Genomic DNA, 25,839 nt, shown 5'->3' with positions numbered 1-25,839 from the left:
AGAGCCTGAGTCAAAGATTTCAGCACTGTTTTGATACAGCCGGAACCCCAAAGGATAAATTCAGTCTAATTTTTAGGCTAAACAGGCCGATAAAGGATACAGAATAGGCTAACAGTTAAAGCATCTAACCGGCGCAAAAGCCGCCGGCACGGGGAACTCTAATGGGATTGGACAGCATTTACGCCATGTTGGCGCGCCCGGTCAAGGCGGTATTTCAGCCCAAACGCGAAGTGGAGCAGGTCAAGACCAGCTCCGCCATAGCACCCGACAGCCACGAAGCCCCGCAATCGCAACTGCCTCCCGAAATAGACAAGCGTGAAAAAGTCGCTGATCGCCGCAAAGAGCAGAAAGGCTTTGCCCACGAGCGGCGTAAACATAACCGCCGCCAGGAAGATGAAGAAAGGGATGAGTCCAGGGCGCAGGAAGAAGGCAAGGGTCAGATCATAGATATCGATGTCTGACCCTGCCGGTGAATGTCATTGAATCAAGGCTTCATAACTGCGCCGCCACCCGCTGACGTATCTCGGCCAGATTGGTTTCGCGAAGTAGTTTGCCATCCTCATAAACGGTTTGCAGTAGCCCCTGGGCTTCTTCAGTCACCGAAACATCGTCTCTCAGCACCAGCTCCCCGTCTTGCATAACCACTTGCAGTAGCCCCTTGGCGGAACGCTTTTGGCTATCTGTCTTGGGCGCCTTGAAAATCGCCAGCGGCTCGCCGTCTTTTATCACGTGGGTCGCCTTGACTGCCGAGCCATGGGTATCTCGGGTGACATATTGATAGCTGTATGAGCCAATCCCCAGCACGACTTTGGAAGCAAAACCTTTATCCATCAAACGCTGCAGTATTTGTCGTTGGCGCTCGAGCGTGATGGCATCGCCATAAATGGCACCCACATGGTTATCCAATAACTTGTAACCCTTGTCGGTCAAGGTGCCACCAAAAATGTCCCACAGGCACTCGATAAGCCCCTTCACCTCGCAGGCCATCAGGGTTTGGCGCTGCAGATCGATAAACTCACCATGCCAACTTATCGCCTCATAACCGCTATCGGCCGCCTTTTGCAAGGCTTCATCCAGGCCACATTCGCGGATAAGTGCTTCAGGCGCCAGCTTATAACCGCTGAGAATGGTCACAGGGTCGCCGGAATCGGGACGGATCACCAGGGTGCCGTCACGCTCGAGGATCTCCTGCTTGAGTTCAGGTAAGTATTGAGTCACCAGAGTCCAGAAATCCCAGGTATCGGACACCACACTGAGGATCCCCTTGGGAGACTGGGTCTGCATCAGATAACGGAAGAAGGCGATCTCCCCTTCGAGGATCCAGGAACAGGTCACCGAGTGCTCGGTGGCATCCACTGAGGCGCCGACCAACTCCTTATCGACATCGGCACCATAGTACTTCTCGGCAAACAGCACCGCCGGAATGGTGTCGGTTCCAACAAAACCGCTGGCCAAATGGCCAAAACCACTCATGGCAGCGGCCTGCTTACCGAACATGCCGCGAAAACTGAAGTCATGCCCCTGAAACGCTACCATCTCGGCGGGCAGGCCTGTCTTATCGGCGAACTCTTTAAAGGTACGCAGGTAAGCAACGGCCGTGGTGGCACTGGTTTGTATCGGCCAGTTTTCACAACTGAGCACGGTTTCTATCATGTTGGTCAACCAGGGGAAATCCGGATGGGTGTTGACTATGGTCAACGGCGGCACCAGATAAGGCACCAGAGTACCCTCTTCCAGCGCCTTGATCCTCAGCGGTAAATACCCAAGGTCGTGGAGTTTTTCCAGATAAGAAACATCGACGCTGTACCCCAGCATGGCACTGAGTATGCGCTTATGGGCGGCCACGGCCTGCGCCTTGGGCTGACGAAAGAAGCTGTCCCACTCCTCCATCAAATAACTCTTGATAAAATACTGCAGTCCAATAAAGGCGACTTTGTCATTGTCTGCTATGTTGGCATTGCGACCGCTGCGGGAAGTGAAGTTGGCATACACCTCGGTCACCTGAGGATGATAGGCGCGACCATGAAACTCTTTGTAGACATCCTTCTGCATTGAGGGGGCGATGATACTCATAATAAACTCCTTTTATTCAAACAGTTTCAAGGTGTGCAGCTCGACAATTTGCGACTCAAACGGATGCAATGGACACACAGAATCTGTGGTAAACACGGCATCAATCAAGCCTTCCAGCGGCTCTATTCCGCGGGAAAACAGGCCATGGGTCACATAGAGTCCCACTCGGGCGGCGCCTTTTTGTTTCAAAAGCCGCGCCAGCTCGATAAAGGTTCTGCCACCGTCGCAAATATCATCCAGGATCAGCAGACTGCGACCAGCAACATCGGCGTCCAACTCGGATGCCAATATGGCGCCCGTCGCCGGATCCCGGCGTTTACTGGCCTGAAAGACTTCGGCCTCAATCCCGGCGGCACTCAGCGCATCGGCAACCTTGGCTATCTTGTGGCTGGCGCCCTTGTCCGGCGCCAGCAGTGCCGCCTGGTGGGTTTGCAGCCACTGCTTCAGCTGCGCAAACTGACAAACCAGCTGCGCCTGATGTACCTGCTCGGCCTCCAGCAGTTGCTCACTGACCGCCGAGTGCAGATCCCAGCAGCGGATCTGGCTGAAGCCGGCATTTCGCAGCAACCCCGCCATCACGGCGGCGGAAAAGGCCTCACCGGCGACGCAAACCCTGTCTTGGCGGGCATAGGGGAAATAGGGAAGTTGCAGTGAAACCTGAATGCCCGGGGCGGCGCGGTCCAAAGCATCTTTGATCAGCAGCAGCTGCATGATGGCATCACTGCTCTGCAACCTGGCGCAGATAATCGCGCTCTGTACCTGTTGTCCATCAAAACCTGCCAGACGCACATGTTGCTCACCACCGGCAAACCGCCATTGCTCAACAGTCAAAGCCTGTCTGGTCGCATCTTTGTTTACTAGCTCAATACTGATATCCATATCGCTCACCATTAAGTGTCTTAGTGACACTTAATCTAAAGCAACAACTTGGAGCGGTCAAGCTTATTTCGAGTCAAAAGGACACTTATCTAAAAAGAAGAATTAAAATAATGGATAAGATAGTGGTAAACCAAAGAAGCTCGAATGGAGTTTCAAGCTTCCAGGTTGCGTACAAAGCGATAATCGGCAGCTTCAGGCAATACCCGGTAGAGCTGGGGTGGGCGACCGACTTCGACCCGGCCCTCTCCACAGGGGGCGAGCACGCCGGCCTGCTCGATTCGCCGCCGGAAAGATTTCTTCTGCAGTGGCTTGCCCAGGATGGCCTCATGCACTCGCTGCAACTCGGCCAGGGTAAACAATTCCGGCAGGGCAAAAGCCGCCACCAGGCTGTAAAGCGCCTTTTGGCGTAAGCGCTCCTGTGCCAAGGCTATGATCTCGGCGTGATCAAAGGCCAAGTGTTCGGGCAGCGACTGCAAGCTGAACCAGCGGCTCTCTTCAGAACCTTCCATGACGGGTTCAAGATGAGGCATCAGCGCATAATAGCTGATGGTGACCGACCAGCCTCTGGGATCCCGGCTGCCATTGCCTATACTCTGTAACTGCTCCAGGTAGGGCGGCACTATCCCGGTCTTTTGCTTAAGTTTGCGCTTGGCCGAAGCATCGATATCCTCATCCTGCTGCAGATCGATAAAGCCTCCCGGCAATGCCCACATCCCTTTGTAGGGAAACCCGGAACGCTTGACCAAGAGCACACACAATTGCCCTTCTCGCACACAGAGCAGCACGCTGTCGACACTGGTCAACGGCAGCGGATAATCATGGATATTGTATTGCGCCAGATATTCGGCTTCGGTCGTCACTGTCATGGCGGGCTCACGTTGGTGTCTTTGGGGCACTATTTTGAGTCACTATTCAATGGGAGACAATAACAGCCGACAAGAAACCACCCGGCACATCACAGTTCGTCGGTTTCATGCCAGTGGCGACAACGGTCCACCGCCTTCTGCCAACCGCGGTAATAAAGCTCCCGCCGTCCTTCATCCATGGCCGGCTCGAAACAACGTTCAACATCGCTCCGGTGAGAAAGATCTTCCACCGAGTCCCAGAAACCACAGGCAAGACCGGCCAAAAATGCCGCTCCCATGGCGGTAGTTTCGGTCAAGGCCGGCCGCAGTACCTGAGTATCTGTGATATCGGCCTGAAACTGCATCAGGAAGTCGTTACTCACGGCGCCGCCATCCACCCTCAGCTGCTTGAGTGCAACAGCGCTGTCTTTACTCATGGCATCCAGCAGATCCCGGCTCTGATAGGCGATGGATTCCAGCGCCGCACGTATGATGTGGTTGCGGTTTACGCCGCGGGTCAATCCTTGCAAAGAGCCGCGGGCGTTGGCATCCCAATAAGGGGCTCCCAGCCCGACAAATGCCGGCACCAGATAAACCCCATTGGTATCTTCTACCTTGGAGGCAAAGTACTCTGTGTCCTGGGCATCACGAATAAGCCCCAATTCGTCCCTCAGCCACTGTATGGTCGCGCCGCCCATAAATACCGAGCCTTCCAGCGCGTATTGCACCTCGCCCTTGGGGCCTACAGCCACAGTTGTCAGCAACCCATGCTCTGAGCGCACCGCCTTGTCACCTGTGTTCATCAGCAAAAAGCAACCTGTACCATAGGTATTCTTGGCCATGCCGGGTTCGACGCACAGCTGGCCGAACAGCGCCGCCTGCTGATCCCCGGCCATGCCGGCGATGAGAATTTCACTGCCCTCACCGGCAATCCGGGTTGTGCCATAAACAGCCATCGACGGCTTGACCTCGGGCAACAACGAAGCAGGGATGTCCAGCGCCTGTAACAGGGTCTGATCCCAGCATTGTTTATGAATGTTGTAGAGCATGGTGCGCGACGCATTGGTGGGGTCGGTCACATGCACCTTGCCCTCGGTCAGCTTCCATACCAGCCAGCTGTCGATAGTACCAAAGAGCAACTCGCCTCTTTCGGCCCGCTCGCGGGCACCCTCGACATTATCCAGCAACCACTTAATCTTGGTGGCCGAAAAATAGGGATCCAGCAACAAACCTGTATTGTCGCGGACATAATCCTCCAGCCCCTCAGCCTTGAGCTGCTCACAGATCTCCTTGCTGCGCCGACACTGCCAAACAATGGCGTTGGCAATCGGCTTACCTGTGAGCTTATCCCAGATGACAGTGGTTTCCCGCTGATTGGTAATGCCGATGGCCGCTACTTCGTCACTGTGGATCCCGGCGCGGGCAATGACTTCTATCAGTGTCGAACTCTGGGATGCCCAGATTTCCATGGGATCATGCTCGACCCAACCCGGTTGCGGGTAGTGCTGACTGAACTCTCGCTGGGAGACGGCCACGATATTGGCCTGTTGATCGAAAATAATCGCCCGTGAGCTGGTAGTACCCTGATCCAGGGCAATAATATATTTCTTTTGCACGTGAAAGCTTTCTTGGGTTGGCTGAATTAATTTTGCTGCCAAGGCTGATCGCCTCGGGGTAAGCCGATTTCCGCTTCGGGAATATCACACTCCTGCGCCGGGTAATACCAGACAGCGGCAATCTTATCGCCCCTCAAGGTATAAACGCCCATATTACATTGGCTATTTTGCTCGCCATCCTGCTGCCAGCTGACCTTTTCCAGGGTGCTGACATAGTTACCCGAGCTCAGCGAGCCAAGAATACTGGCCTTAGCCCCCGGCAAAGTTTGAAAATAGTCGGTCATAGCCGCGCCCAATTCCGAATGCCCGGAAGCCTGCAGATCGACCTTGGTGCTGCTGACATTAAACCAAGTCACGTCTTCCGTGGTTTGCGCCAACATCAGCTCAATCTTTTGCTCATTGAAACCTTGAATAAACATACTGACAGGATCTGACTCGGCCAAACTCGGCATTGAAATCAGTGAGATAGTACTGGCAAACAGGAATGGATATTTCATGGGCTTATTATTTTTTGTTGGCAATAGCATGAATATAAGCCCTGAGCTCGGCCACGCCAAGTATAAAACAGCCCTGAGCGCGCTCCTACCAGCGATTAAACAGCCCTGAGCTCGCTCCCACCAGCGATTAAACAGCCTTGAGTGCAGCCGCGCCAAGTTTAACACCGCCTTGAGCCAGACTAGGCCTAATATGAAAAAGCCCCGCTTGGCGGGGCTCTTGTCTCATTCCTTGTCCGGAATGGTATTACATCTTGTAGGTCACTTGCAGACCCGCCAACCAAACGTGGCCGCTGGCATCGCCCTGGAAGGCAACCTGAGCCAGGCCCATCAGATCCTGAGTCTCGTTGATAGGGGCATCACCGTGGGCGCGGATATAGGTCAGACCCAGATCCACTGTCAGGTTCTTGCTGGGTGCATAACCGGCACCCACACTGAACCAGAGACGGTCGGTATCTGGAATAGTGATAGTACGGTATTCATCGTCAACCGCTGTCTTATCCAAGGCCACACCGGCACGCAACAACCACTCGTTGTTCAGCTGGTAGCTGGTACCCAGAGCAAAGCGCCAGTTGTCTTTGAAGTTTTCTTCCTTCACCAGATCGGATTCCAGGCCGCCAATAGGCTTCTGCTCACCAGGGAAATAAGCCACCAGCTTGTTGAACACACTCCAGTCGGTCCAGTTGATGCTGGCGTGCATCGCCCAGTTCTCAGTCAACTGATGGTAAGAAGCCAGCTCGGCAAATGCCGGCAGCTCCAATGGCAGGTAGCCTTCAACCTCGGCTGTACCGCCGGTATAAAGGGCGCCACGGGCCTGGCCGTCCAGATCCAGCTCAACCCGGCTGTGATAGGCGATACCCAGGCGGTGATTAGCATTGATCTGCCAGCTGGCACCTAGCTGCCAACCATAACCAAAGTCATCACCTTCCAGATGCTTGAGCTCGGTGCCGGCGGCAGGCAGACGAGAAGTCACCTCTGCCGGCAAGCCAGGGATAGCACGAACACCTTCTATCCAGCCAGGAACAGATGCGCCTATCTCACCGTCACCATACACACCGCGCAGACCGGCACCCACAGTGAAGTGCTCATCAATGCGGTAAGCAATATTGGTGTTCAGCTCTACAGTAGTCACCGCTGTCTTGTTACCAAAAATGGAGGCAGCATGGGCGGCCGGCAGTTCGGTAGACAAACCATAGTTGGAGTTCAGTGCCAAACCCCAAGTCCAGCTGTCGTTGAGCTGGTTGGAGTAATAGAAGTTAGGCACTAAAGCGTTGTCAGCCACATCCAATGCATCGGCATTCATGGTCATGGCCTGAGGCAATAAAGGCGACGCCAACGAAACCTGACCCAAGGCGTCAACTTCCGGCATCACATAGATAGCACCGGCAGAGATCTGCCGACCTTCAAGATAGCTGAGCATGGCAGGGTTACGCCCCTGAGCCGCAGGGTTATCGGCCATGGCCGCTTCACCGGCGAAGGCACGTCCAAGTCCGGTCGCTGAAGATTCTGCCAGTTGGAAACCAGCTGCTTGAACCTGAGTCGTTGCTCCCACAAAGCTGGCCGCAATGGCGACAGCAATAAGTTGTTTCTTCATTGTTATTCTCTGTCTGTTTATTTAGCAATTTCTGAATAGAGTAATAACTCCATTTTGTTGCGGCGCAGTTTACTGACACAGAATATCTTTGCAAGCATCAAGCAAAAAACAGGATAAACAACCACAAAAATCAACAAAGAAAGACACAAAAGTGACACAAGTCACGCTATAGGTGCTTAAAACAGAGAGGAAACGGCATTGATGTTTGCTGAAAAGAATTGAAATCCAAAAGGAAACAAAAACTATTAACTTGAAAAATAACTATAAATCATCAAGTAACCATAAAAACACTTGTTCACTTAATTTAAGTCAGACAAACAGCATAAATCACTAAGCATTCAAAGTTGCAGTCTACCTCCCTATGAGCAAAACCTATAACCAAATGTTTTTAAAAAATAAATTATAGGCAACTACAGTCAACATGCTTGTTTTGAACACAAGAGAGCAGACCAGTTACCAAGCTACTGGTCTGCTCTTGTACAAGTGTGCGCTGAAATAACAGACGGGATTAGGCGCGCCAGCCCGGCAGCACGGCTTCATAATCGGCGATGGCCTGCTCATGGGACAGAGTCAGGCCGATGGCATCCAATCCATTGAGCAGCTTATGACGGGCAGATTCAGCCAGTTGAAATGCAAAGCGTTTCCCGGATGGTGAAACGACCAGGCACTGCTGCAGGTCGACTTTGATTTCACTGCCTTCGGTCGCCGTTACCTCGTCAAACAACTGCTGCACCTCAGCAGCCTCAAGGATCACCGGCAATAACCCATTATTGATGGCGTTGCCGTAAAAGATATCGGCAAAGCTGGGCGCAATAATCACCCGCAAACCATAGTCGGCCAGGGCCCAAGGCGCGTGTTCACGGCTGGAGCCACAACCAAAGTTTTCCCGCGCCAGTAAAATAGAGGCTCCCTGATATCTGGGCTGGTTCATCACAAAAGCAGGATTCGGCTGCTCACCGGCATCGTCCAGGTAGCGCCAGTCGTGAAAGAGATGGACACCGAAGCCGTCCTTGGTGACCTTGGATAGAAACTGTTTGGGGATGATCTGATCCGTATCCACATTGGCGCTATCCAATGGCACCGCAATTCCCTGATGAATAGTAAAAGCCTGCATTTTATTTCTCCTGGCCTGCGTGGCGGATATCGACAAAGTGACCGGCAATAGCTGCGGCGGCTGCCATGGCAGGACTCACCAGATGGGTACGACTGCCGCGTCCCTGCCGCCCCTCAAAGTTGCGGTTACTGGTTGAGGCGCAGCGATCGCCGCTTTCCAGGCGATCATCATTCATCGCCAGGCACATGGAGCAGCCCGGCAAACGCCATTCAAACCCGGCCTCGACAAATAGTTTATCCAAGCCTTCGGCTTCGGCCTGAGCCTTTACTTGTCCCGAGCCCGGCACCACTATGGCGGTCACGCCGTCAGCCACCCGCCGACCACGGATCTGCGCCGCGGCGCTACGCAGATCTTCGATGCGCGAATTGGTGCATGAACCGATAAAGACCTTGTTGATAGCCACATCCGTCATCAGGGTGCCCGGCGTCAAACCTATGTAATTCAGCGCCTTTTCCATACTGCCACGCACTGTGGCATCGGCCTCTTCGGCGGGGTTGGGCACAGGTTTATCTATGGCCACCACCTGGCCCGGATTCGTGCCCCAGGTCAGTTGCGGCGCGATTTCACTGCCTTCCAACTCCACATAGGCATCGAAGATGGCATCTTCATCGGACTTGAGCGTCTTCCAGGCTGCCAGGGCGGCATCCCAATCGGCGCCCTTGGGCGCAAACTGACGTCCCTCAAGATAGGCGAACGTGGTTTCATCCGGCGCGACCATGCCGGCCTTGGCACCCATCTCAATCGCCATGTTGCACAGCGTCATGCGCCCCTCCATCGACAGGGCGCGAATCGCATCACCGCAAAACTCCACCACATAGCCGGTGCCGCCATCCATACCTATCTTGCCGATAATCGCCAGTACCACATCCTTGGCGGTAATGCCCTCACCCAGTTGCCCCTTGACCTCAACTCTCATGGTCTTGGCCTTGAGCTGCCGCAGCGTTTGGGTGGCCAGCACATGCTCTACCTCTGAGGTGCCAATACCAAAGGCCAGCGCGCCAAAGGCACCGTGGGTAGCGGTATGGGAATCGCCACAGACAATAACCGTACCCGGCAGGGTAATGCCCAGCTCAGGCCCCATCACATGCACTATGCCCTGATTGGGGTGGTGAATGTCATACAGACGCACACCAAATTCGCGACAGTTCTGTGCCAGGGTTTCAACCTGAGTGCGCGCCATGGGGCTCAAGGCGTCCAGACTGGCGCTCTTCGTCGAGGTGTTGTGATCCATGGTGGCAAAGGTCTTATCCGGTGCCCGAAGTGTGCGCCCGGCCATCTTCAGGCCACTGAAGGCCTGGGGCGAGGTCACCTCGTGCACCAGATGACGGTCGACGTAAATAATCGGTGCTTCCCCCGCCGGCGTCGCCACCAGGTGGGCATCCCACACCTTTTCATACAATGTCTTGCCCATTACACCCCCTCCCGAATCGCATTGGCGATATAGTCGCCCATCTCTGCCGTGGTCTTGGCATTATTCCGCTGCTCCGGCGCCAGCAACTCACAGGTAAAGAAGCCATCTGCCAGCGCCTTGCCTACGGCGCGCTCTATCGCTGCCGCCGCCTCTTCCTGCTGCAGGCTGTGGCGCAACATCAAGGCCGCCGACAAGATCTGCGCTACCGGGTTGGCAATCCCCTTGCCGGCAATATCCGGGGCACTGCCACCGGCCGGTTCATAGAGACCAAAACCACTGCTGTTGATGGAAGCCGATGACAACAGCCCCATGGAGCCGGTCAACATGGCGATTTCATCGGAAAGTATGTCGCCGAACAGGTTGGAGCACAGCATCACATCAAAATCCCAGGGGCGACGCAGCAGTTGCATGGTGGCATTGTCGATATAGATATGTTCCAGTTCCACATCCGGGTACTCGCCCGCGACCTGCTCGACCACTTCACGCCAAAGTACCGAGCAGGCCAGCACGTTGGCCTTGTCGACCGAAGTCACCTTACCGCGGCGGCCGCGGGCGGCCTCGAAGGCGATATGGGCGATACGGCGGATTTCGGCGCGGCTGTATCTCATGGTGTCAAACGCCTCTTCGCTCTCGCCCTCCCCCTGACGCCCCTTGGGTTTGCCAAAGTAGATACCGCCGGTCAGTTCACGCACGCACAGCACATCAAACCCTTTGGCCGAGATATCGGCGCGCAGCGGCGACAAATGTTCCAGCCCCTGATGTAACTTGGCCGGTCTGAGGTTACTGAATAAGCCGAAATGGCCCCTCAGCGGCAACAGCGCGCCGCGCTCGGGCTGTTCATTGGGAGGCAGTTTTTCCCATTTGGGGCCGCCTACCGAGCCGAACAGGATTGCATCCGCCGCTTCACAGCCGGCCAGGGTCGATGCCGGCAACGGGCAGCCATGGTTATCTATCGCTATGCCGCCGACATCATATTCGGCGTACTCCATTGCCAGACCAAAGCGTTGCTCTACCGCCGTCAGCACCTTACGGGCCTGGGCCATGACTTCCGGGCCTATGCCGTCGCCGGCCAATACCGCTATCTGATAACTCATACGCCACCCAACTCCTTTCTCTGTTGTATTTTCTGTTTATGATCCGCCACCTGGTCGGCGCGCTGAATAAGGTTCATCACATGCACCAGGGCCGCGGCCGAAGCCTCGACCACATCGGTAGCCAAGCCGACACCGTGGAAATTGCGCCCCTGGTACTGAGCCGTGATATCCACCTGCCCCAGCGCATTCTGGCCTTCGCCTTTGGCGCTCAACTTATAACTGCAGATATCTACGCTCTGGCCGCTGGCACGGGCTATCGCCTTATAGGCGGCATCCACAGGGCCATTGCCGGTGGCGGCTTCGGTCACTACCTCACCGGCGGCTTCAATACGTACAGTGGCGGTGGCCATGCCCTCAGTAGAGTCGGATTGCACCACCAGCTGCTGCAACTGGAAGTGGTCGTCGGCCGCCGCCCGGCCCTCCATATACACCAAGGCTTCCAGGTCATAGTCGAACACCTGACCCTTCTTGTCGGCCAGTTTCAGGAAGGCGTCGTACAGTTGGTCCAATGAATAATCCTGCTCTGAATAACCCATCTGCTCCATTCGATGCTTGATCACATGGCGGCCGGAGCGAGAGGTCATATTCAGGTGATTGCGATTCAGGCCTATGCTCTCAGGTGTCATGATTTCATAGGTGTTTTGCGCCTTTAACATGCCGTCTTGATGGATACCGGATGAATGGGTAAAGGCATTGGCGCCCACTATCGCCTTGTTGGCCTGGATCGGCATATTGCATAACTGGCTCACCATGGAGGAGGTGCGGTGAATTTCCTGAGCCTTGATGCCTGTCTCCAGCCCCAGAATGTCCTTGCGGGTCGCCAGGATCATGGCAATCTCTTCCAGTGAGCAGTTCCCTGCTCTTTCACCTATGCCGTTGATTGTACACTCAATCTGCCGGGCCCCCTGTTGCACCGCCATGATGGAGTTGGCGACCGACAACCCCAAATCGTCATGGCAGTGCACAGAGATCACCGCCTGATCGATATTGGGCACCCGGTTGAACAGAGTTTGAATAATGCCGCCGAACTCGCTGGGAATGGTATAGCCCACTGTGTCCGGAATATTGATGGTGCGGGCACCGGCTTCGATGGCCGCCTCAACCATGCGACACAGATTATCTATCGGAGTCCGGCCGGCGTCTTCGCAGGAAAACTCCACATCATCGGTAAAACGCCTGGCATACTTCACTGCCCCTACCGCCATCTCCAGCACCTGGTCGAAGGAGCGCTTCAGCTTGCTCTGCACATGGATATTTGAGGTTGAAATGAAGGTATGAATGCGGAACTGATCTGCGACCGACAAGGCCTGGGCCGCAGCGTCGATATCTTTCTCCAGTGCCCGCGACAGGGCGCAGACCCGGCTGTTTTTGATGGTACGGGCTATGGTCTGTACCGATTCAAAGTCGCCGGGAGAGGAAACCGGGAACCCCACCTCCATGATGTCGACCCCCAGGCGCTCGAGAGCCATGGCTATCTGCAGTTTTTCTTTCACTGTCAGGCTGGCTGCCAGCGCCTGCTCGCCGTCCCGTAAGGTGGTATCGAAAATAAACACTCTGTCAGACATCTGGATTCTCCATTCAGGGGTTTCGATTGATTTTTCCCATGCCAGAAACAAAAAACCCCGCGGTTTCTGGCGCGGGGTTTTGAGTTCTGGCTTGCTAATCGACGTGCAAGTCTAGCTCCTCCGCGCAGGGACTGCGAGAGTAAGGAGGAGGAGAGACAGTTGCATTTGTGGGTTCATTTAGCCGTTCTATACCAGATAAAAATTCGTTTAAAGTGGGTTTATATTCTTCCCACCGGGTTCAAGAAGTTCAATAATTAACTGCCTCCTTGCTCGCTGTCAAGCCTATATTTCTCAGCATCAGTTGAAAATTTCGGCTTAAAGTGCTGATTTGCACCATTCAAGCCTTGGTGATCTAAAGCTAAATAGATGAATAAAATCTTGCCGATAGCATCATTTTTTGTGCCAAAAATGATAAAAAATAGTTATTATCCCAACACGGTTTCGCCCGGAAAAACTCACCTTCACTCAGCGGAGAAAAAATGGATTTTCGCCTCTTGGCACTGAGCTTGCTCCTGTGGTCATTTTCTTGTGTGCTTTGGGCCGCGGAGCGGTTGGACACACTGGCCAACACCCTCTATCAATATCCTACGCTGGCGCTGACCCAAATCAACGAGCTTGAGCGTCAGGCCTCAGAGTTGAGCCAGGCTCAAGTGCTGAGATTACAGTTATTTAAATGTGAAGCACTCCTGCAATTAGGAGACAACGGCGCCGCCATCAATCTGGCCGAACTGGGAGAAGCCAGAGCCAAGCAGCTAAGGCTGGAACAGGCAGACAGTTATTTTCAAATTTGCCGCGCCGATGCCTATGCCAATTTCGACGATCTGAAGCAATCACTGCTGTTACTCGACGGCGCCATTGAGCAGGCCAAACGCCACAACCAACCCCAGGCTCTGGTCAACGCCCTGAGACTCAAGGGCCAGCTGGAAAACGACCTTGGCAACTATGGCACCGCCATCGAAGATCTGCGTCTGGCGCTGGACATCTACCCGGATATCAGCAGTCAAAATCCGTCCTGGCTATGGCCACCTCTGGCCTATGTTTACGGCGACATGGCCAGCCTGATGTATTCCACCGGCGACCTGCGCCAAGCGGCCTACTATCTCAAGTTGGCACTGGACACAGATGAAGCCAAAGGCAAGGTTCGCCATGTGCTGTTATTGATGGCCGCCAGAGTCGCGCTGGCGCAGGAGGATATGGCCCAAGCCGACAGCCTGCTGAAACAGTCCAAAATACTGCTGCCCGAGATAGGCTCACCGCTGGAGCTTGCCAACAGTTACAGCCAAATAGCCGTGATAGAACTCGCCAGGGGCAGAACCGAGATTGCCGACGAGTTAGTGGGTATTGCCCTGCAGACCTATGAAAAACAAGGCAAAGTAAACAACTATATGCGTGCTACCCGGCTATTGGCCAGGGTACGTCTCGCCCAGCGCAACGACGATGAAGGCATAAGGCTGTTGATGCAGGCGGCGCAACAGGCCGAGCAGCTGCAACTGGCCGATGAAGTGGCCTATACCCAACAGCTTATCAGTGACTATTACGCCGAAAGAGCAGAGTTCAAACCGGCATACGAGGCGATGAAACTGGCGGCCCAGGCCGCAGCCGAGGCCCAAAAGCAGCTCAACAATACCCGCTTTATGCAATACAAGGCCAGGCTCAGCCAGCAGGAGCAGTTGCAGGTAGAAACCCAGCAGAACATTCGTCTTGCCAGTGCCGATCAGCGCTCCAAACTGAGCCAGGCCTACGGCACCATCTCTGTGCTGGCACTCGCCATCATAGGTGCGCTGATCTGGTTGGTCAGTCGCCGTAACCGCTGGCAACAACCGAGTACCGAGGCACTGGAAAAACTGCCTGCGGCCCAGCAGCTGGATGCCATGCTCAGCAGCGCCAAGAAGGGCAACTACCCCTTGAGCCTGTTGTTGCTGAGTACCAGCCATATACGTCAGGTGGATCTTTCCGCCCTGCAGCGGGCGCTGGAACAGAAACTCAGAGAGCAAGATAGACTGCTGCGCTACAGTATGGATGAGATGGTGGTCCTACTGCCCTACACCTCGGTCCAGGGCGCCTTGCAGGTCAGCGAGCAACTCAAGCCGATAGTGCAGAGCTGGCAAGTGGCTCATGCCGTGCGCATTGGTGTGGCCTCGCTGCAGCAGCCCGATACCCTGGATAGCCTGGTGAAGCGTGCCGGTGTCAACCAACTCAGTCAGCAGAAAGCCGCCGAGCAACATCAGTCACCGGCGAGATAAGCCTCTATCTCGTCGAGGAACTGATCGCCAAAGCGGGCCAACTTGCGCTCGCCAACACCATTGACCGCCAACATCTCGCCCTGACTGGTAGGCAAAATCGCCGCCATTTCCGCCAGGGTTGCATCGTTGAATACCAAATAGGGTGGTACATCCTGCTCTTCGGCTATGCTGCGCCTTAACTGCTTGAGGCGGGCAAACAGCTTGCGATCGTAGTTGAGTGGCGCCTTGCTGCTGACGTTGCGCCTGCGGGTAACATGCAAGTCAATTCTGGGTTCGGCCAACATCAGTGCAACTTCGCCCCTGAGCACAGGCCTGGCGGCCGGATTCAGGCGAATACTCGATCCGCGGGTAATATCCTGGCTCGCCAGCCCCAAATGGATAAGCTGCCTGGTCACACTGAGCCAGTGTTCATGGCTCTTGTCTTTGCCGACACCCCAGGTGGATAACTTGTCGTGCCCCCGGTCGACCACGGCGGCCGATTTGGAGCCTCTGAGCACCTCTATCAGCTGGTTCATGCCAAACTTCTGCCCCAAGCGATATATGCAGGACAACACCTTCTGTGCATCCTCGGTGCCGTTGTAGCGTTTGGGCGGGTCCAGGCAGATGTCACAGTTGCCGCAGGGCTCCAGCGCCGGCTCATCGAAGTAGTGCAGCAACACCTGGCGGCGGCAGGTCTGAGCCTCGGCAAAGGCCGCCATGGTATTGAGTTTATGCAGTTCCACCTGTTGCTGCGGCCCGGGTTCACCCTGCTCAATCAGGTGGCGCACCCGGCCGATATCGGCGGGCTCGAACAACATAAAGGCTTCGGCCTCGAGACCATCTCGCCCAGCGCGGCCGGTTTCCTGATAGTAGGCCTCTATGCTCTTGGGCAGATCGTAATGCACCACAAAGCGCACGTTGGACTTGTTGATCCCCATGCCAAAGGCGACCGTGGCCACCACTATATCCAACTGTTCCTTGAGAAATCTGTCCTGGACACTGGCGCGCTCGTCGCTGCTCATACCGGCATGATAGCCTTCGGCGGCATAGCCCTGTAACCGCAGCCTTTCGGCCACTTCATCGACCCGGCGGCGGCTGGAGCAATAAACAATCCCGGCAGCGCCGTTCTGCGCGGCGATAAACTGGCGCAATTGATTGGCGGCGTTAAGCTTTTCCGCCACTGTGTAGCGAATATTCGGCCTATCAAAGCTGGAAAGAAGCACATAGGGGGCGATATTGAGCCGCTGGCAGATATCATCCCGGGTCGCCTTGTCGGCGGTGGCGGTCAGCGCCATCACAGGCACGCCGGGAAACAGCTGTTTCAGGCGGCCAAGCTGGGCATATTCGGGGCGAAAATCATGGCCCCACTGGCTGATACAGTGCGCCTCATCCACGGCAAACATCGACAGCGGCAGGGATTGCAGCCGCTCAATAAATTCATGCTGCAGCAAGCGCTCCGGCGAGACATACAGCAGGCGGATCTCCCCCTGATGCAACTGGCGCAACACCTTGAGGCTCTGCTCCCTGGGCAGGGATGAGTTGAGATAAGCAGCATTGACCCCTGTCTGCAGCAGACTGTCGACTTGATCTTTCATCAGGGAGATCAGCGGCGAAACCACCAGCGTCAACCCTGGCATCAACAATGCTGGCAGTTGGTAACACAGACTCTTGCCGCCGCCGGTGGGCATGATCACCATGCAGTCTTCCCCGGCCATCACACGTTCAATCACCTGGCGCTGCCCTTCACGGAAAGTGCGGTAGCCGAACACCTGCTGCAAGGCTTGCTGCATAGGGTCTTGGGGATGATTTAGGCTCTCGGGAGCGATACTCAGCGGCTGATCCATGACTGTCTGTGTCCAAAGAAGAGGCCGCTATTCTAAATGAAGCCAACACCAGAGTGCCAGCCAAGAGGGGATTTTTCCGCCTGGACTAGGCAAACGGCCATATTAGCGTTAGATTGATTGCTCTAAAAAACAACAATAGCAGGAAGCCCTATGAGCCAGGACATTCAAGCCGAGGTACTCGCCAAGGTAGCAGAAGTATTTGATAAACATGTGCCTTTTCACAATCTTCTCGGCCTTGGGATCCGCCGATACGACGCCTCTGGTGTCGAAGTGGAGATCAAAATGAAGCCGGAGCTAATCGGCAACATACATCAAAAAATACTCCATGGCGGGGTTACCGCAACCGTGCTGGATGTGGTTGGCGGCCTGACGGCATTCTCCGGCTTAGCTATCAGTCGCGACAACTGGACAGTGGAGCAGCTGCAACAGCGACTGCAAACCCTGAGCACCATAGATCTCAGGGTCGACTATCTGCGCCCCGGCTGGGGAGAAGTCTTCAGCGGCACAGGAACAGTGATCCGTGCCGGCAACAGGGTCTCAGTCTGCCGAATGGAGCTGCATAATGAAAAAGGCAGCCATATCGCTTTTGGTACAGGGACTTACATGGTCGGCTGAGTAGCTGTTTAAAACTCAAACACTGAATCTGTTGTCGATAACTTGAGCCGAGGGGCTTTGCCCCCTACAATCGCCCTTCTCTCCTTTTCGTCATTGTGTAGTACCTATGCCTGAAACCGAATACCGCAAGGGGGTCATTCTCGCCCTTTGCGCCTATATTTTTTGGGGCTTTGCGCCGCTGTACTTCAAGTTGTTGCATCATGTCTCGGCCCCCGAGATCCTGCTGCACCGCATCATCTGGTCCTTCGTCTTTATGGGGATCCTGATGCAGTTTATCGGTGGTTTCGGACAGCTCAGGCTGTTGCTCAAGCGCCCGAAACAGTTGGCGGTACTGCTGCTGACTTCGATTCTTATCGCCGGCAACTGGCTGCTGTTTATCTGGGCGGTCAACAATGATCATATGCTGGATGCCAGCCTGGGCTACTTTATCAACCCGCTGTTCAATGTGTTGCTCGGCATGCTGTTTCTGGGGGAGCGGCTCGGGAGACTACAATGGGTGGCGGTAACGCTTGCCGCCGCCGGGGTGGTGATCCAGCTGGTTTCTTTCGGCTCGATTCCGCTGGTATCCCTGGGGCTCGCAGCCTCCTTCGGTTTCTACGCCCTGCTGCGCAAGAAGGTCAATGTCGACGCCAAGACTGGCCTTTTGGTCGAAACTGCAGTGTTAATGCCGGCAGCGCTGGGCTTTTTACTGCTGGGCACCGGTGAAGCCGGCGCCAATATGCTCAGCAACAGTTGGGCTCTCAACCTGCTGCTGATGGCCGCCGGTATCATCACCACCATCCCCTTGCTGTGCTTTGCCGGTGCAGCAGTGCGGATCCCGCTGATCATGCTGGGCTTCTTCCAGTACATAGGCCCAAGCATCATGTTTATCATGGCAGTGACCCTGTTCGATGAACCCTTCGATATCGAAAAGAGCATTACCTTCGGCTTCATCTGGGCCGCCCTGGTGGTGTTTACTTTGGATATGCTGCGAAAACGCTCTCGCAGGTAACAAGTACAACCGGCCCGGATAGAGTTTCCGGGCCGGTTAAGCAATATCCAACGTTTATCCCGGCAGGTTCTGCCCCAGCCCCTCAAGCAAACTCTCTGCTTCAGGCATACTCAGCAGCAGGCTGTAACCAAGGTCGGTCGGCAGTAACAAGACGCTATCTTTTTCCGTCAGAACCACAAACGCTTTGCTGCCATCGTTGAGCCGATACCACCCCAGGGTGTAACCGGGCAGACCTATGCCCTGGGTACGCATGCCAAGCCTGGGGCCGCTGGTATCGCCGAGATTAATCACTTTCGCCTCTGAGATACGCAGATGCTCGGGAGCCAGGCTCTGGCCGTAGAATGGCACCTCGACCACCAGGCTCTGAGCCGTCAATTCCACCTTGGATGCCTGCGCCTGCCAAAATACCCATACAGATCCCGCCAGTGTTACCAACAGCAAACCCGAGGCGGCGCTCTTGGCCGTTGCCGGCATCTTCCGAATGCGGATCAGCAGCAAGATGGCCGCCAACATCAGTATCAAGGCGATAAAACTGCCACTGGCGACGCCGGTCAATGGCGCCAACTCGTAACTTCCACTGTTCATCTCTTACTCCTTAATGGATAGGCATAAGTGGGCTTAGCTTAGGAGTTAAAGACATAATATGTCAACAAATGGAATATACCTGCTTACAAAAAGCCCCGCTGAGCGGGGCCGGTTTTTACAGGTCAAGCGCCAAAATTTTGGAGCGACGCTGGTAGTTATAGAGCTGCTTCTTCTTATTCGGTAAGGCATCTACCTCCACCAGCTCAAAGCCGTGTTCCAGGAACCAGTGAATGCTGCGGGTCGTCAGCGCAAACAGCCTAGAATAACCACGCACCTTGGCCTGGCCTATGATGTTCTGCAACAGCAGGCTACCGCGATCGGCATCGCGATAGTCAGGATGCACCACCAGACAGGCAAACTCGCCGGCGTTGTCCTCTTCAAAGGGATAGAGCGCCGCGCAGCCTATCACCAGGCCATCACGCTCAATCAGCATAAACTGCTCTATTTCTATCTCCAGTTGCTCGCGGGAGCGACGCACCAGGATCCCCTGCTCTTCCAGCGGGCGGATCAGGTTGAGTATGCCGCCAATATCGGCAATGGATGCGCGCCGCAAGCGCTCGGCACTCTCTGTGACTATCTGGGTACCTATGCCCTCACGGGAGAAGAGTTCCTGCAACAGGGCACCATCTTCCAGATAGCTGACCAGATGGCAACGGGGCACACCGCTGCGACAGGCATCAATACTGGCCTTGAGAAATGCCATGGTGCCGACACAGCCTTCACCCTGGCCGGCCAGTTTATCGAGAATTTTCTGGGCATCGTTGGGCATCAGCTCGGCAATCACATCACCGTTGCGATCCAAAATACCATTCTGGGAGCTGAAGCCGATCATCTTGTCGGCCTTGAGTTTGATAGCCACCTGAGTCGCCACTTCTTCGGCGGTGAGGTTAAAGCTCTCGCCGGTGACTGAAGCCGCTATCGGCCCCATCAGGATGATGCAGTTGTTTTCCATCTGCCGTTTGAGTCCCTGAACATCGATACGGCGCACCTTGCCGGAGAGGCAATAGTCAATACCATTGTCGACCCCCAAAGGCTGGGCGATGACAAAGTTACCACTGACCACGTTGATCTGTGCGCCCTGCATCGGCGTGTTCGACAGGCTCATGGACAGCCTGGCAGTGATATCAAACTGCAAAGAACCGGCTACCTGCTTAATGACCTTGAGAGTGGCTTCATCGGTGATCCGCACGCCTTGATGGTAGGCAGGCTCAATCTGATTGTTAGCCAAGGCTTCGTCTATCTGTGGCCGGGCGCCATAGACCAATACTACCTTGATCCCCAGGCTATGCAGCAGAGCAACATCATTGATGATGGAGCGAAACTTAGGCTGAGCCAACGCCTCGCCCCCCAACATCACAACAAATGTCTTGCCCCTGTGAGCATTGACATAGGGAGCAGAATGACGAAAACCATCAACCAATTCTGTGGTACGCACCTTGGGATTTACCTCACACTCGTTAAAGCCGACATAAAATGAATGCCACCCCGTGGCACGGACAACATAATAATGCATTTAAATTCACTTAAAAAGAATTTATTTGCGCAAATACTTATTTTAAATCTCTAACTATTCACATGAAGGGTAAGCCATATCCAGCATCTTCCCCCCTGAGACTCAAACCGAGTAAATATTCGCCGCTGCGGTTCAAGTGATTGCATAGAAAGGTATAGCAGGGATCTGTTTAGAAAGTATGAATCCACCTGAACCGCAGAAGGCCAGCAGCCGGATCCTTACGCGGAATAACTCAGGACTAAAGTGGATTGAAGGTGATAGAGGCAGCTTGGTGATAAAGGAGATAAGCTTAAGGGCAACGAGAGCCAAACCGACTCGACTACGGCCGCGGCGGCCAAATTCAAATCAAAAAAAAGGTTCATCGCGGATCTCCGGGGAACGCCTCTCTGACTTTCAGAAAGAAGTATTCGGTATCCCGGTAGCCATAGCCCATTCGCTTCAGCAGTTTGATTTTGTTGTTCATCCCCTCTAGTCGGCAGGTGTGCAACGGATGAACCGCTGAAGCAACTATGCCATGAAGATAGTTTTTAAGACGCTGGCCAAATTGGAGTAGTGGCCTGATACCGCTCTCTCTGACTTGTTGCCACCAGAGGTTCCATTGAGCCGTGGCTTCGGCTTCATCTGTGCAGTACCACATCTCCTTGAGTTGCTCCCTGAGCAGGTAAACCGTCATTAAGCTTTTGTTCGACTCCAACAGCTCGTTGAGATACCCCGCCTGTTTGTCTGTCAAATTATCTCTGTTTTTGAGTAAGACCCAGCGCCCCCGTTTTACCCGTTTGCGGGCTGGTTTGTCGTGCTTGAGTTGATTAGCTTGGTCAACCCTGACTCGGTCGATGACTTCACGGCCATACTTGGCAACAACATGAAACAAGTCGTAGACCACTTTGGCTTGGGGACAGTGCTTCTGTACCTCCAGGTCAAAGGCAGTATTCATATCCATAGCAACGGCTTCAATCTGTTGGCAGTACTGACCCAACTTAACGAAAAACGGCCGGATAGCTGCTCTACTGCGGCCTTCACCTATCCAAAGGACTTGATGAGTATCCGCATCGGCCACCACGGTGGCGTAACGATGGCCTTTGAACAGGGCAAACTCGTCCATGACCAGGCGTTTGACACGACTCCAATCAGGCTCTGTGACCTCCCTTGCCAGCCGACGTTTGTCGATAGTCTTGATGGTATGCCAGTGCAGGCCAAGGAGTTGCGAAATATGTTTAATCGGCAAGAGCTTGAGTAGCGCCTCGACATGCTCAATGAGCAGTGTGGTCTGGCGAGCATAGGGCTTTAACCAGCTGATATGCTCCCGAACGATACCGCAATCGGGGCAAAGAATACGGCGGACGGGTAGCCGTAACTGAACCTGAAACGCCAGTATGGTTCGTTCCGATACGCTGCGAAGTGAAGCGTCGTGAACAGCCTTAGCCGGTTTGCCGCAAGCACAGTGGCCGTTATTAATCGGCTTTAGGTGGATGATGAGGGTTTGTTGATTTTGCTCGGTATGGACGGCTTCAAAGCCTTCCCAGAGCGCAATGGGAAAGGTAATATTCGACATCGAGAACGGTTGGTGTTGGTCATTGTTTTTGTTTGGCGACTAAACAATAACTCTCCAACCGTTTTCATTTCCAGTCCACGCTAATCTGCGATGAACCAAAAAAAAGCCCCTGCGAGAGGGGCTTTCCAAGAATTCAAATACCAAGTGGATTACTTGATTTTGGCTTCTTTGTAGATAACGTGCTGACGAACTACGGGATCAAACTTTTTGATCTCCATTTTCTCAGGCATGTTACGCTTGTTCTTGTCGGTAGTGTAGAAGTGACCAGTCTTGGCGCTTGAAACCAGCTTGATCTTCTCACGATTGCCTTTAGCTTTAGCCATTTTCTATTACACCTTCTCGCCACGGGCACGAAGTTCAGCAACAACGACTTCGATACCTTTCTTGTCGATAATGCGCATACCCTTGGTAGAAACGCGCAATTGTACGAAACGCTTTTCGTCTTCTAACCAGAAACGGTGGTTCTGCAGGTTAGGTAAAAAACGACGACGAGTTGCGTTTTTTGCGTGCGAACGGTTGTTACCAACCATTGGTCGCTTGCCAGTAACTTGGCATACTCTTGACATGTCAATCTTCTCCAAAAAACAATTTTAACGCTCGAGCATTAATGTGCCTCGTATGGCCGTCGCCCGAGGCACAAAGAGGGCGCATGTTATACAGGATAACTGAGGAAAGATCAAGCGATGGATCAATCCATCCATCCGCGTTCTGCGAAGGAAACTATCTCGCAATCCCCTACAACCATATGATCCAGAAGTGAAACATCTATGGTTGCGAGCGCACATTTCAACCGCTCAGTAATTCGCCTGTCAGCCTGGCTGGGCTCAGCCACGCCGGACGGGTGATTATGGCAAACTATGACCGCCGCGGCCTGTTTTTCCAGCACCAGCCTAACCACCTCTCGTGGGTAGACAGATGCAGAGTCCAGGGTGCCATGGAATAATTCCACGAATTGGATCACTCGGTGCTGGCTGTCCAGCAACAGAATCGCAAACACCTCGGTGGCACGGTCTGCTAATTGTCTCATTAAATAGTCGCGAGTCAAATCCGGATTTGTCAAAACCGCCCCTCTTTGCAGCTTTTCCCGGGAAATTCGCCTCGAAAGTTCGGCGGCCGCCTGCAATTGGGTATATTTTACCGGTCCCATTCCCGGAATTCGGGCAACCTGATTCAGTGGTGCCACCAAGAGTTGCCGCAGTGAACCGAATGCCGCGAGCAAATCTCTGGCCAATTCGACCGCACTCTGCCCCGCTAGGCCGTTACGCAGCAAGACCGCCAGTAACTCGGCATCACTCAGGCCCTTGGCTCCCTGCTGCAGCAACTTTTCCCTCGGTCCCTCGCCCGTTGGCCAGTCTCTGATCCCCATCCTTGGCTCCCATCCCTGTGCCCTATACTTTGTTTCAATTATGGTCGAGATTTTTGAAGCTGCATCCTGCCAAGTCGGGGGAGCTTTGTGATATCTTAGCCGCCAATTACCATCAGTTGATTGTCTCTATGAGCCTGAAGCATAAAAAAATCCTCTTGGGGATTGGCGGTGGCATTGCCGCCTACAAGAGTGCCGATCTGGTGCGGCGTCTGCAGGACAGAGGTGCCGAAGTCAGGGTCGTCATGAGCCAGAGCGCCATGGAATTCATTACCCCGCTGACCTTGCAGGCGTTATCCGGCCATCCTGTGGCCTCAGATCTGCTGGATCCTGCGGCCGAGGCAGCCATGGGGCATATCGAATTGGCCCGCTGGGCCGATCTGGTTATCATTGCCCCCGCTACCGCCAACCTGTTGGCCCGCATTCGTGCCGGTATGGCCGATGAACTGATCACCACCACCTGCCTGGCAACGGCGGCTAAGGTGATGCTCTGCCCGGCGATGAACCAACAGATGTACCAAAACGTAGCGACTCAGGAGAACCTCAAGGTGCTGGCCGAGCGCGGCTATGGTATCTGGGGCCCGGATAGCGGCAGCCAAGCCTGTGGTGAAGTCGGCCCGGGGCGTATGCTGGAACCCAATGATATCGCCAAGCGAGCCGCCGCTTGCTTTGAGCCACAGCTGTTGGCAGGCCAAAAGCTGCTGCTGACTGCAGGACCGACCCGCGAAGCGATAGATCCTGTGCGTTATATCTCCAACCACAGCTCAGGCAAGATGGGGTTTGCACTGGCCACCGCTGCGGCGCAAATGGGCGCCGAAGTGACTCTGGTCAGCGGCCCGGTTAATTTGGCGACCCCGGCAGGGGTGACCCGAGTCGATGTGCAATCGGCCAAAGAGATGCTCGATGCCGTGATGCACCGGGTGGAACAGCAGGATATTTTTATTGGCTGCGCTGCAGTGGCAGACTATCGTGTCGCCGATGTCGCCGAAGCCAAGATAAAAAAATCTTCCGAAACCATGGCATTGGCACTGGTGCGTAACCCGGATATTCTGGCCACGGTCGCCAGCCATCCTATCCGGCCCTTTACTGTGGGTTTTGCGGCAGAAACCCATGAGGTGGAGACCTATGCGCGTGACAAGCTCAAGCGCAAGAAACTCGATATGATTGCCGCCAACGATGTGTCTGTTCCGGGTCAGGGTTTCAACGCCGACCGGAATGCCCTGAAAGTATTTTCTGCAACAGGTTGTGATGAACTGCCGGCCACCGACAAGTTGAGCCTGGCCAAACAGTTGCTGATCCTGATAGCGAAGCATAAAAACAACTCATGAAAACACCCATAGAACTGAAAATTCTCGACTCGCGTATTGGCAGTGAATTTCCGCTGCCAAGCTATGCGACCCCAGGCAGTGCCGGCATGGATCTACGCGCCATGCTGGACACCAGCATCACCATAGCCCCGGGTGAAACTGTATTGATCCCGACCGGAATTGCGGTTCATGTGGCCGACCCTTCTCTGGCGGCGGTGATCCTGCCCCGCTCGGGTCTGGGCCACAAAAACGGCATAGTACTCGGCAACCTGGTCGGCCTTATCGACTCTGACTATCAGGGCCCGCTGATGGTTTCCTGCTGGAACCGCAGCCAGACACCTTTCACCCTGGAGATAGGTGACCGCTTGGCCCAATTGGTGTTTGTGCCCGTCGTTCAAGCCCAGTTCAAACTGGTGGATGAATTTGACACCTCGGACAGAGGCGAAGGTGGCTTCGGCCATTCAGGCACTCAATAATTCCTGCCACTGACAGAGCGAAACATGGCTGTAAAAGAAAAAATCAATCGTCGTGAACACATACTCCAATCCCTTGCCAGAATGCTGGAAACCAATCCGGGGCAAAGGATTACCACCGCCAAGCTGGCCTCGGAAGTTGGCGTGTCAGAAGCGGCGCTCTATCGCCACTTTCCCAGCAAGGCGCGGATGTTTGAAGGCCTGATTGAGTTTATTGAAGACTCTCTGCTGTCACGCATCAACCTCATCATGGACGAGGAGAAAGACACCATGAAACGCTGCCAACAGGCACTGCAGCTGTTATTGGTGTTTGCCGAGCGCAACCCAGGGATCTCCCGGGTACTGAGCGGTGATGCCCTGCTGGGCGAAAATGAGCGGCTCAGAGAGAGGATCAACCTGTTGTTTGCCAAGTTGGAAACCCACCTGAAGCAGATCCTGCGGGAAAAATCCCTGCGAGAAGGGCAAAAATTCGCCCTGGATGAAGCCATTCTGGCAAACCTGCTGTTGGCCGTGGCCGAAGGCCGTATTGCCCAGTTTGTTCGCAGTGAATTCAAGCTCAAGCCAACGGCTCACTTCGAGGAGCAGTGGCAGTTTATTCAAAGCCAGTTATTACAGAGCTGAGCCCCCTGTTTTAGGGATCAAGGACGGTAAAAACCGTCCTTTTTTTATGGATTTAGCCTTGTCCAAAC

Annotated in this window: 24 protein-coding genes; 7 read left to right on the top strand and 17 right to left on the bottom strand. The window is 54.4% G+C overall.

All coding sequences use genetic code 11. The features are described 5' to 3' along the window. Positions 1-161: 161 nt before the first annotated feature. On the top strand, positions 162-461 hold the full coding sequence (locus ACWAU4_RS02090) for a hypothetical protein (protein WP_025010884.1): 300 nt from the start codon (positions 162-164) through the stop codon (positions 459-461). Positions 462-492: 31 nt separating this feature from the next. Here ACWAU4_RS02090 and ACWAU4_RS02085 read toward each other — a convergent pair whose 3' ends face one another. From ACWAU4_RS02085 to leuA, 10 genes are all read right to left on the bottom strand, one after another. Then, on the bottom strand, positions 493-2,073 hold the full coding sequence (locus ACWAU4_RS02085; protein WP_454290437.1) for a nicotinate phosphoribosyltransferase: 1,581 nt from the start codon (positions 2,071-2,073) through the stop codon (positions 493-495). Positions 2,074-2,085: 12 nt separating this feature from the next. Next, positions 2,086-2,952, bottom strand: coding sequence for a ribose-phosphate diphosphokinase (gene prs, locus ACWAU4_RS02080; protein ID WP_045283635.1), 867 nt, complete (start codon positions 2,950-2,952; stop codon positions 2,086-2,088). Positions 2,953-3,104: 152 nt separating this feature from the next. After that, the gene (locus ACWAU4_RS02075) at positions 3,105-3,818 is read right to left on the bottom strand and encodes an NUDIX hydrolase (protein ID WP_208142418.1); all 714 of its coding nucleotides are present in this window, start codon (positions 3,816-3,818) and stop codon (positions 3,105-3,107) included. Positions 3,819-3,907: 89 nt separating this feature from the next. After that, the gene (glpK, locus tag ACWAU4_RS02070) at positions 3,908-5,413 is read right to left on the bottom strand and encodes a glycerol kinase GlpK (RefSeq protein ID WP_044733540.1); all 1,506 of its coding nucleotides are present in this window, start codon (positions 5,411-5,413) and stop codon (positions 3,908-3,910) included. 26 nt (positions 5,414-5,439) lie between these two features. After that, a complete protein-coding gene (locus tag ACWAU4_RS02065; protein ID WP_454290436.1) occupies positions 5,440-5,910 on the bottom strand; it encodes a nuclear transport factor 2 family protein in 471 nt (156 codons plus the stop codon). A 244-nt stretch (positions 5,911-6,154) separates the two neighbouring features. Next, positions 6,155-7,501: an outer membrane protein transport protein gene (locus ACWAU4_RS02060; protein ID WP_028781118.1), complete on the bottom strand. Its 1,347-nt coding sequence runs from the start codon at positions 7,499-7,501 to the stop codon at positions 6,155-6,157. A 508-nt stretch (positions 7,502-8,009) separates the two neighbouring features. After that, positions 8,010-8,615 carry a 3-isopropylmalate dehydratase small subunit gene (gene leuD, locus ACWAU4_RS02055; RefSeq protein ID WP_454290435.1) on the bottom strand — a complete coding sequence of 202 codons (606 nt, stop codon included), beginning with the start codon at positions 8,613-8,615 and terminating at the stop codon, positions 8,010-8,012. A gap of 1 nt (position 8,616) precedes the next feature. Next, the gene (leuC, locus tag ACWAU4_RS02050) at positions 8,617-10,026 is read right to left on the bottom strand and encodes a 3-isopropylmalate dehydratase large subunit (RefSeq protein WP_044733536.1); all 1,410 of its coding nucleotides are present in this window, start codon (positions 10,024-10,026) and stop codon (positions 8,617-8,619) included. Continuing rightward, positions 10,026-11,120 (bottom strand): 3-isopropylmalate dehydrogenase, encoded by a 1,095-nt coding sequence (gene leuB / locus ACWAU4_RS02045; protein ID WP_045283625.1) that lies wholly within the window; start codon positions 11,118-11,120, stop codon positions 10,026-10,028. The genes leuC and leuB overlap by 1 nt, the downstream gene beginning before the upstream one ends. Further along, on the bottom strand, positions 11,117-12,685 hold the full coding sequence (gene leuA, locus ACWAU4_RS02040; protein WP_025888145.1) for a 2-isopropylmalate synthase: 1,569 nt from the start codon (positions 12,683-12,685) through the stop codon (positions 11,117-11,119). The genes leuB and leuA overlap by 4 nt, the downstream gene beginning before the upstream one ends. A 479-nt stretch (positions 12,686-13,164) precedes the next feature. Here leuA and ACWAU4_RS02035 point away from each other — a divergent pair, with 479 nt between their 5' ends. After that, positions 13,165-14,928, top strand: a complete 1,764-nt coding sequence (locus ACWAU4_RS02035) for a diguanylate cyclase domain-containing protein (protein WP_028781114.1) — start codon at positions 13,165-13,167, stop codon at positions 14,926-14,928. On the opposite strand, the gene recQ is transcribed toward ACWAU4_RS02035, so the two are convergent. Further along, on the bottom strand, positions 14,910-16,697 hold the full coding sequence (recQ, locus tag ACWAU4_RS02030; RefSeq protein WP_372239372.1) for a DNA helicase RecQ: 1,788 nt from the start codon (positions 16,695-16,697) through the stop codon (positions 14,910-14,912). The two genes, ACWAU4_RS02035 and recQ, sit on opposite strands and share 19 nt — an antisense overlap. A 204-nt stretch (positions 16,698-16,901) precedes the next feature. Between recQ and ACWAU4_RS02025 the strand changes: the two genes are divergently transcribed. Together ACWAU4_RS02025 and rarD are read left to right on the top strand one after the other, a co-directional pair. Continuing rightward, the gene (locus ACWAU4_RS02025) at positions 16,902-17,366 is read left to right on the top strand and encodes a thioesterase family protein (protein ID WP_454290434.1); all 465 of its coding nucleotides are present in this window, start codon (positions 16,902-16,904) and stop codon (positions 17,364-17,366) included. Positions 17,367-17,472: 106 nt separating this feature from the next. Then, positions 17,473-18,357 (top strand): EamA family transporter RarD, encoded by an 885-nt coding sequence (rarD, locus tag ACWAU4_RS02020; RefSeq protein WP_454290433.1) that lies wholly within the window; start codon positions 17,473-17,475, stop codon positions 18,355-18,357. A 54-nt stretch (positions 18,358-18,411) separates the two neighbouring features. Here the strand turns inward: rarD and ACWAU4_RS02015 are convergent, their stop codons facing one another. The 6 genes from ACWAU4_RS02015 to radC all read right to left on the bottom strand — a co-directional run bounded on the left by ACWAU4_RS02015 (position 18,412) and on the right by radC (position 23,373). Continuing rightward, on the bottom strand, positions 18,412-18,942 hold the full coding sequence (locus ACWAU4_RS02015) for a PH domain-containing protein (RefSeq protein WP_045283624.1): 531 nt from the start codon (positions 18,940-18,942) through the stop codon (positions 18,412-18,414). Between the two features lie 115 nt (positions 18,943-19,057). After that, positions 19,058-20,377: an amino-acid N-acetyltransferase gene (argA, locus tag ACWAU4_RS02010; RefSeq protein ID WP_028781111.1), complete on the bottom strand. Its 1,320-nt coding sequence runs from the start codon at positions 20,375-20,377 to the stop codon at positions 19,058-19,060. A 436-nt stretch (positions 20,378-20,813) separates the two neighbouring features. Continuing rightward, the gene (locus tag ACWAU4_RS02005; RefSeq protein WP_454290432.1) at positions 20,814-22,007 is read right to left on the bottom strand and encodes an ISL3 family transposase; all 1,194 of its coding nucleotides are present in this window, start codon (positions 22,005-22,007) and stop codon (positions 20,814-20,816) included. Between the two features lie 149 nt (positions 22,008-22,156). Then, complete coding sequence (gene rpmG / locus ACWAU4_RS02000) at positions 22,157-22,330, bottom strand: 50S ribosomal protein L33 (protein ID WP_025010872.1); 174 nt, start codon at positions 22,328-22,330, stop codon at positions 22,157-22,159. A 6-nt stretch (positions 22,331-22,336) separates the two neighbouring features. After that, a complete protein-coding gene (gene rpmB / locus ACWAU4_RS01995; protein ID WP_028769274.1) occupies positions 22,337-22,573 on the bottom strand; it encodes a 50S ribosomal protein L28 in 237 nt (78 codons plus the stop codon). 122 nt (positions 22,574-22,695) lie between these two features. Beyond that, a complete protein-coding gene (gene radC, locus ACWAU4_RS01990) occupies positions 22,696-23,373 on the bottom strand; it encodes a RadC family protein (protein WP_093983855.1) in 678 nt (225 codons plus the stop codon). A 128-nt stretch (positions 23,374-23,501) separates the two neighbouring features. Between radC and coaBC the strand changes: the two genes are divergently transcribed. Genes coaBC through slmA form a run of 3 tightly spaced genes read left to right on the top strand, consistent with a single transcriptional unit; the run spans position 23,502 to position 25,771 of the window. Beyond that, complete coding sequence (gene coaBC / locus ACWAU4_RS01985; RefSeq protein ID WP_208182700.1) at positions 23,502-24,698, top strand: bifunctional phosphopantothenoylcysteine decarboxylase/phosphopantothenate--cysteine ligase CoaBC; 1,197 nt, start codon at positions 23,502-23,504, stop codon at positions 24,696-24,698. After that, positions 24,695-25,153 (top strand): dUTP diphosphatase, encoded by a 459-nt coding sequence (gene dut, locus ACWAU4_RS01980; RefSeq protein WP_025888140.1) that lies wholly within the window; start codon positions 24,695-24,697, stop codon positions 25,151-25,153. The genes coaBC and dut overlap by 4 nt, the downstream gene beginning before the upstream one ends. 24 nt (positions 25,154-25,177) lie before the next feature. Further along, entirely contained in the window at positions 25,178-25,771 is a 594-nt protein-coding gene (gene slmA, locus ACWAU4_RS01975; RefSeq protein WP_025010868.1) for a nucleoid occlusion factor SlmA, read from the top strand. Positions 25,772-25,839 lie beyond the last annotated feature (68 nt).

The sequence above is a fragment of the Shewanella sp. FeAMO genome (assembly GCF_053653955.1).
Note: the sequence above shows the minus strand (reverse complement) of the source record. Positions and strands in the feature narration are given on the sequence as shown.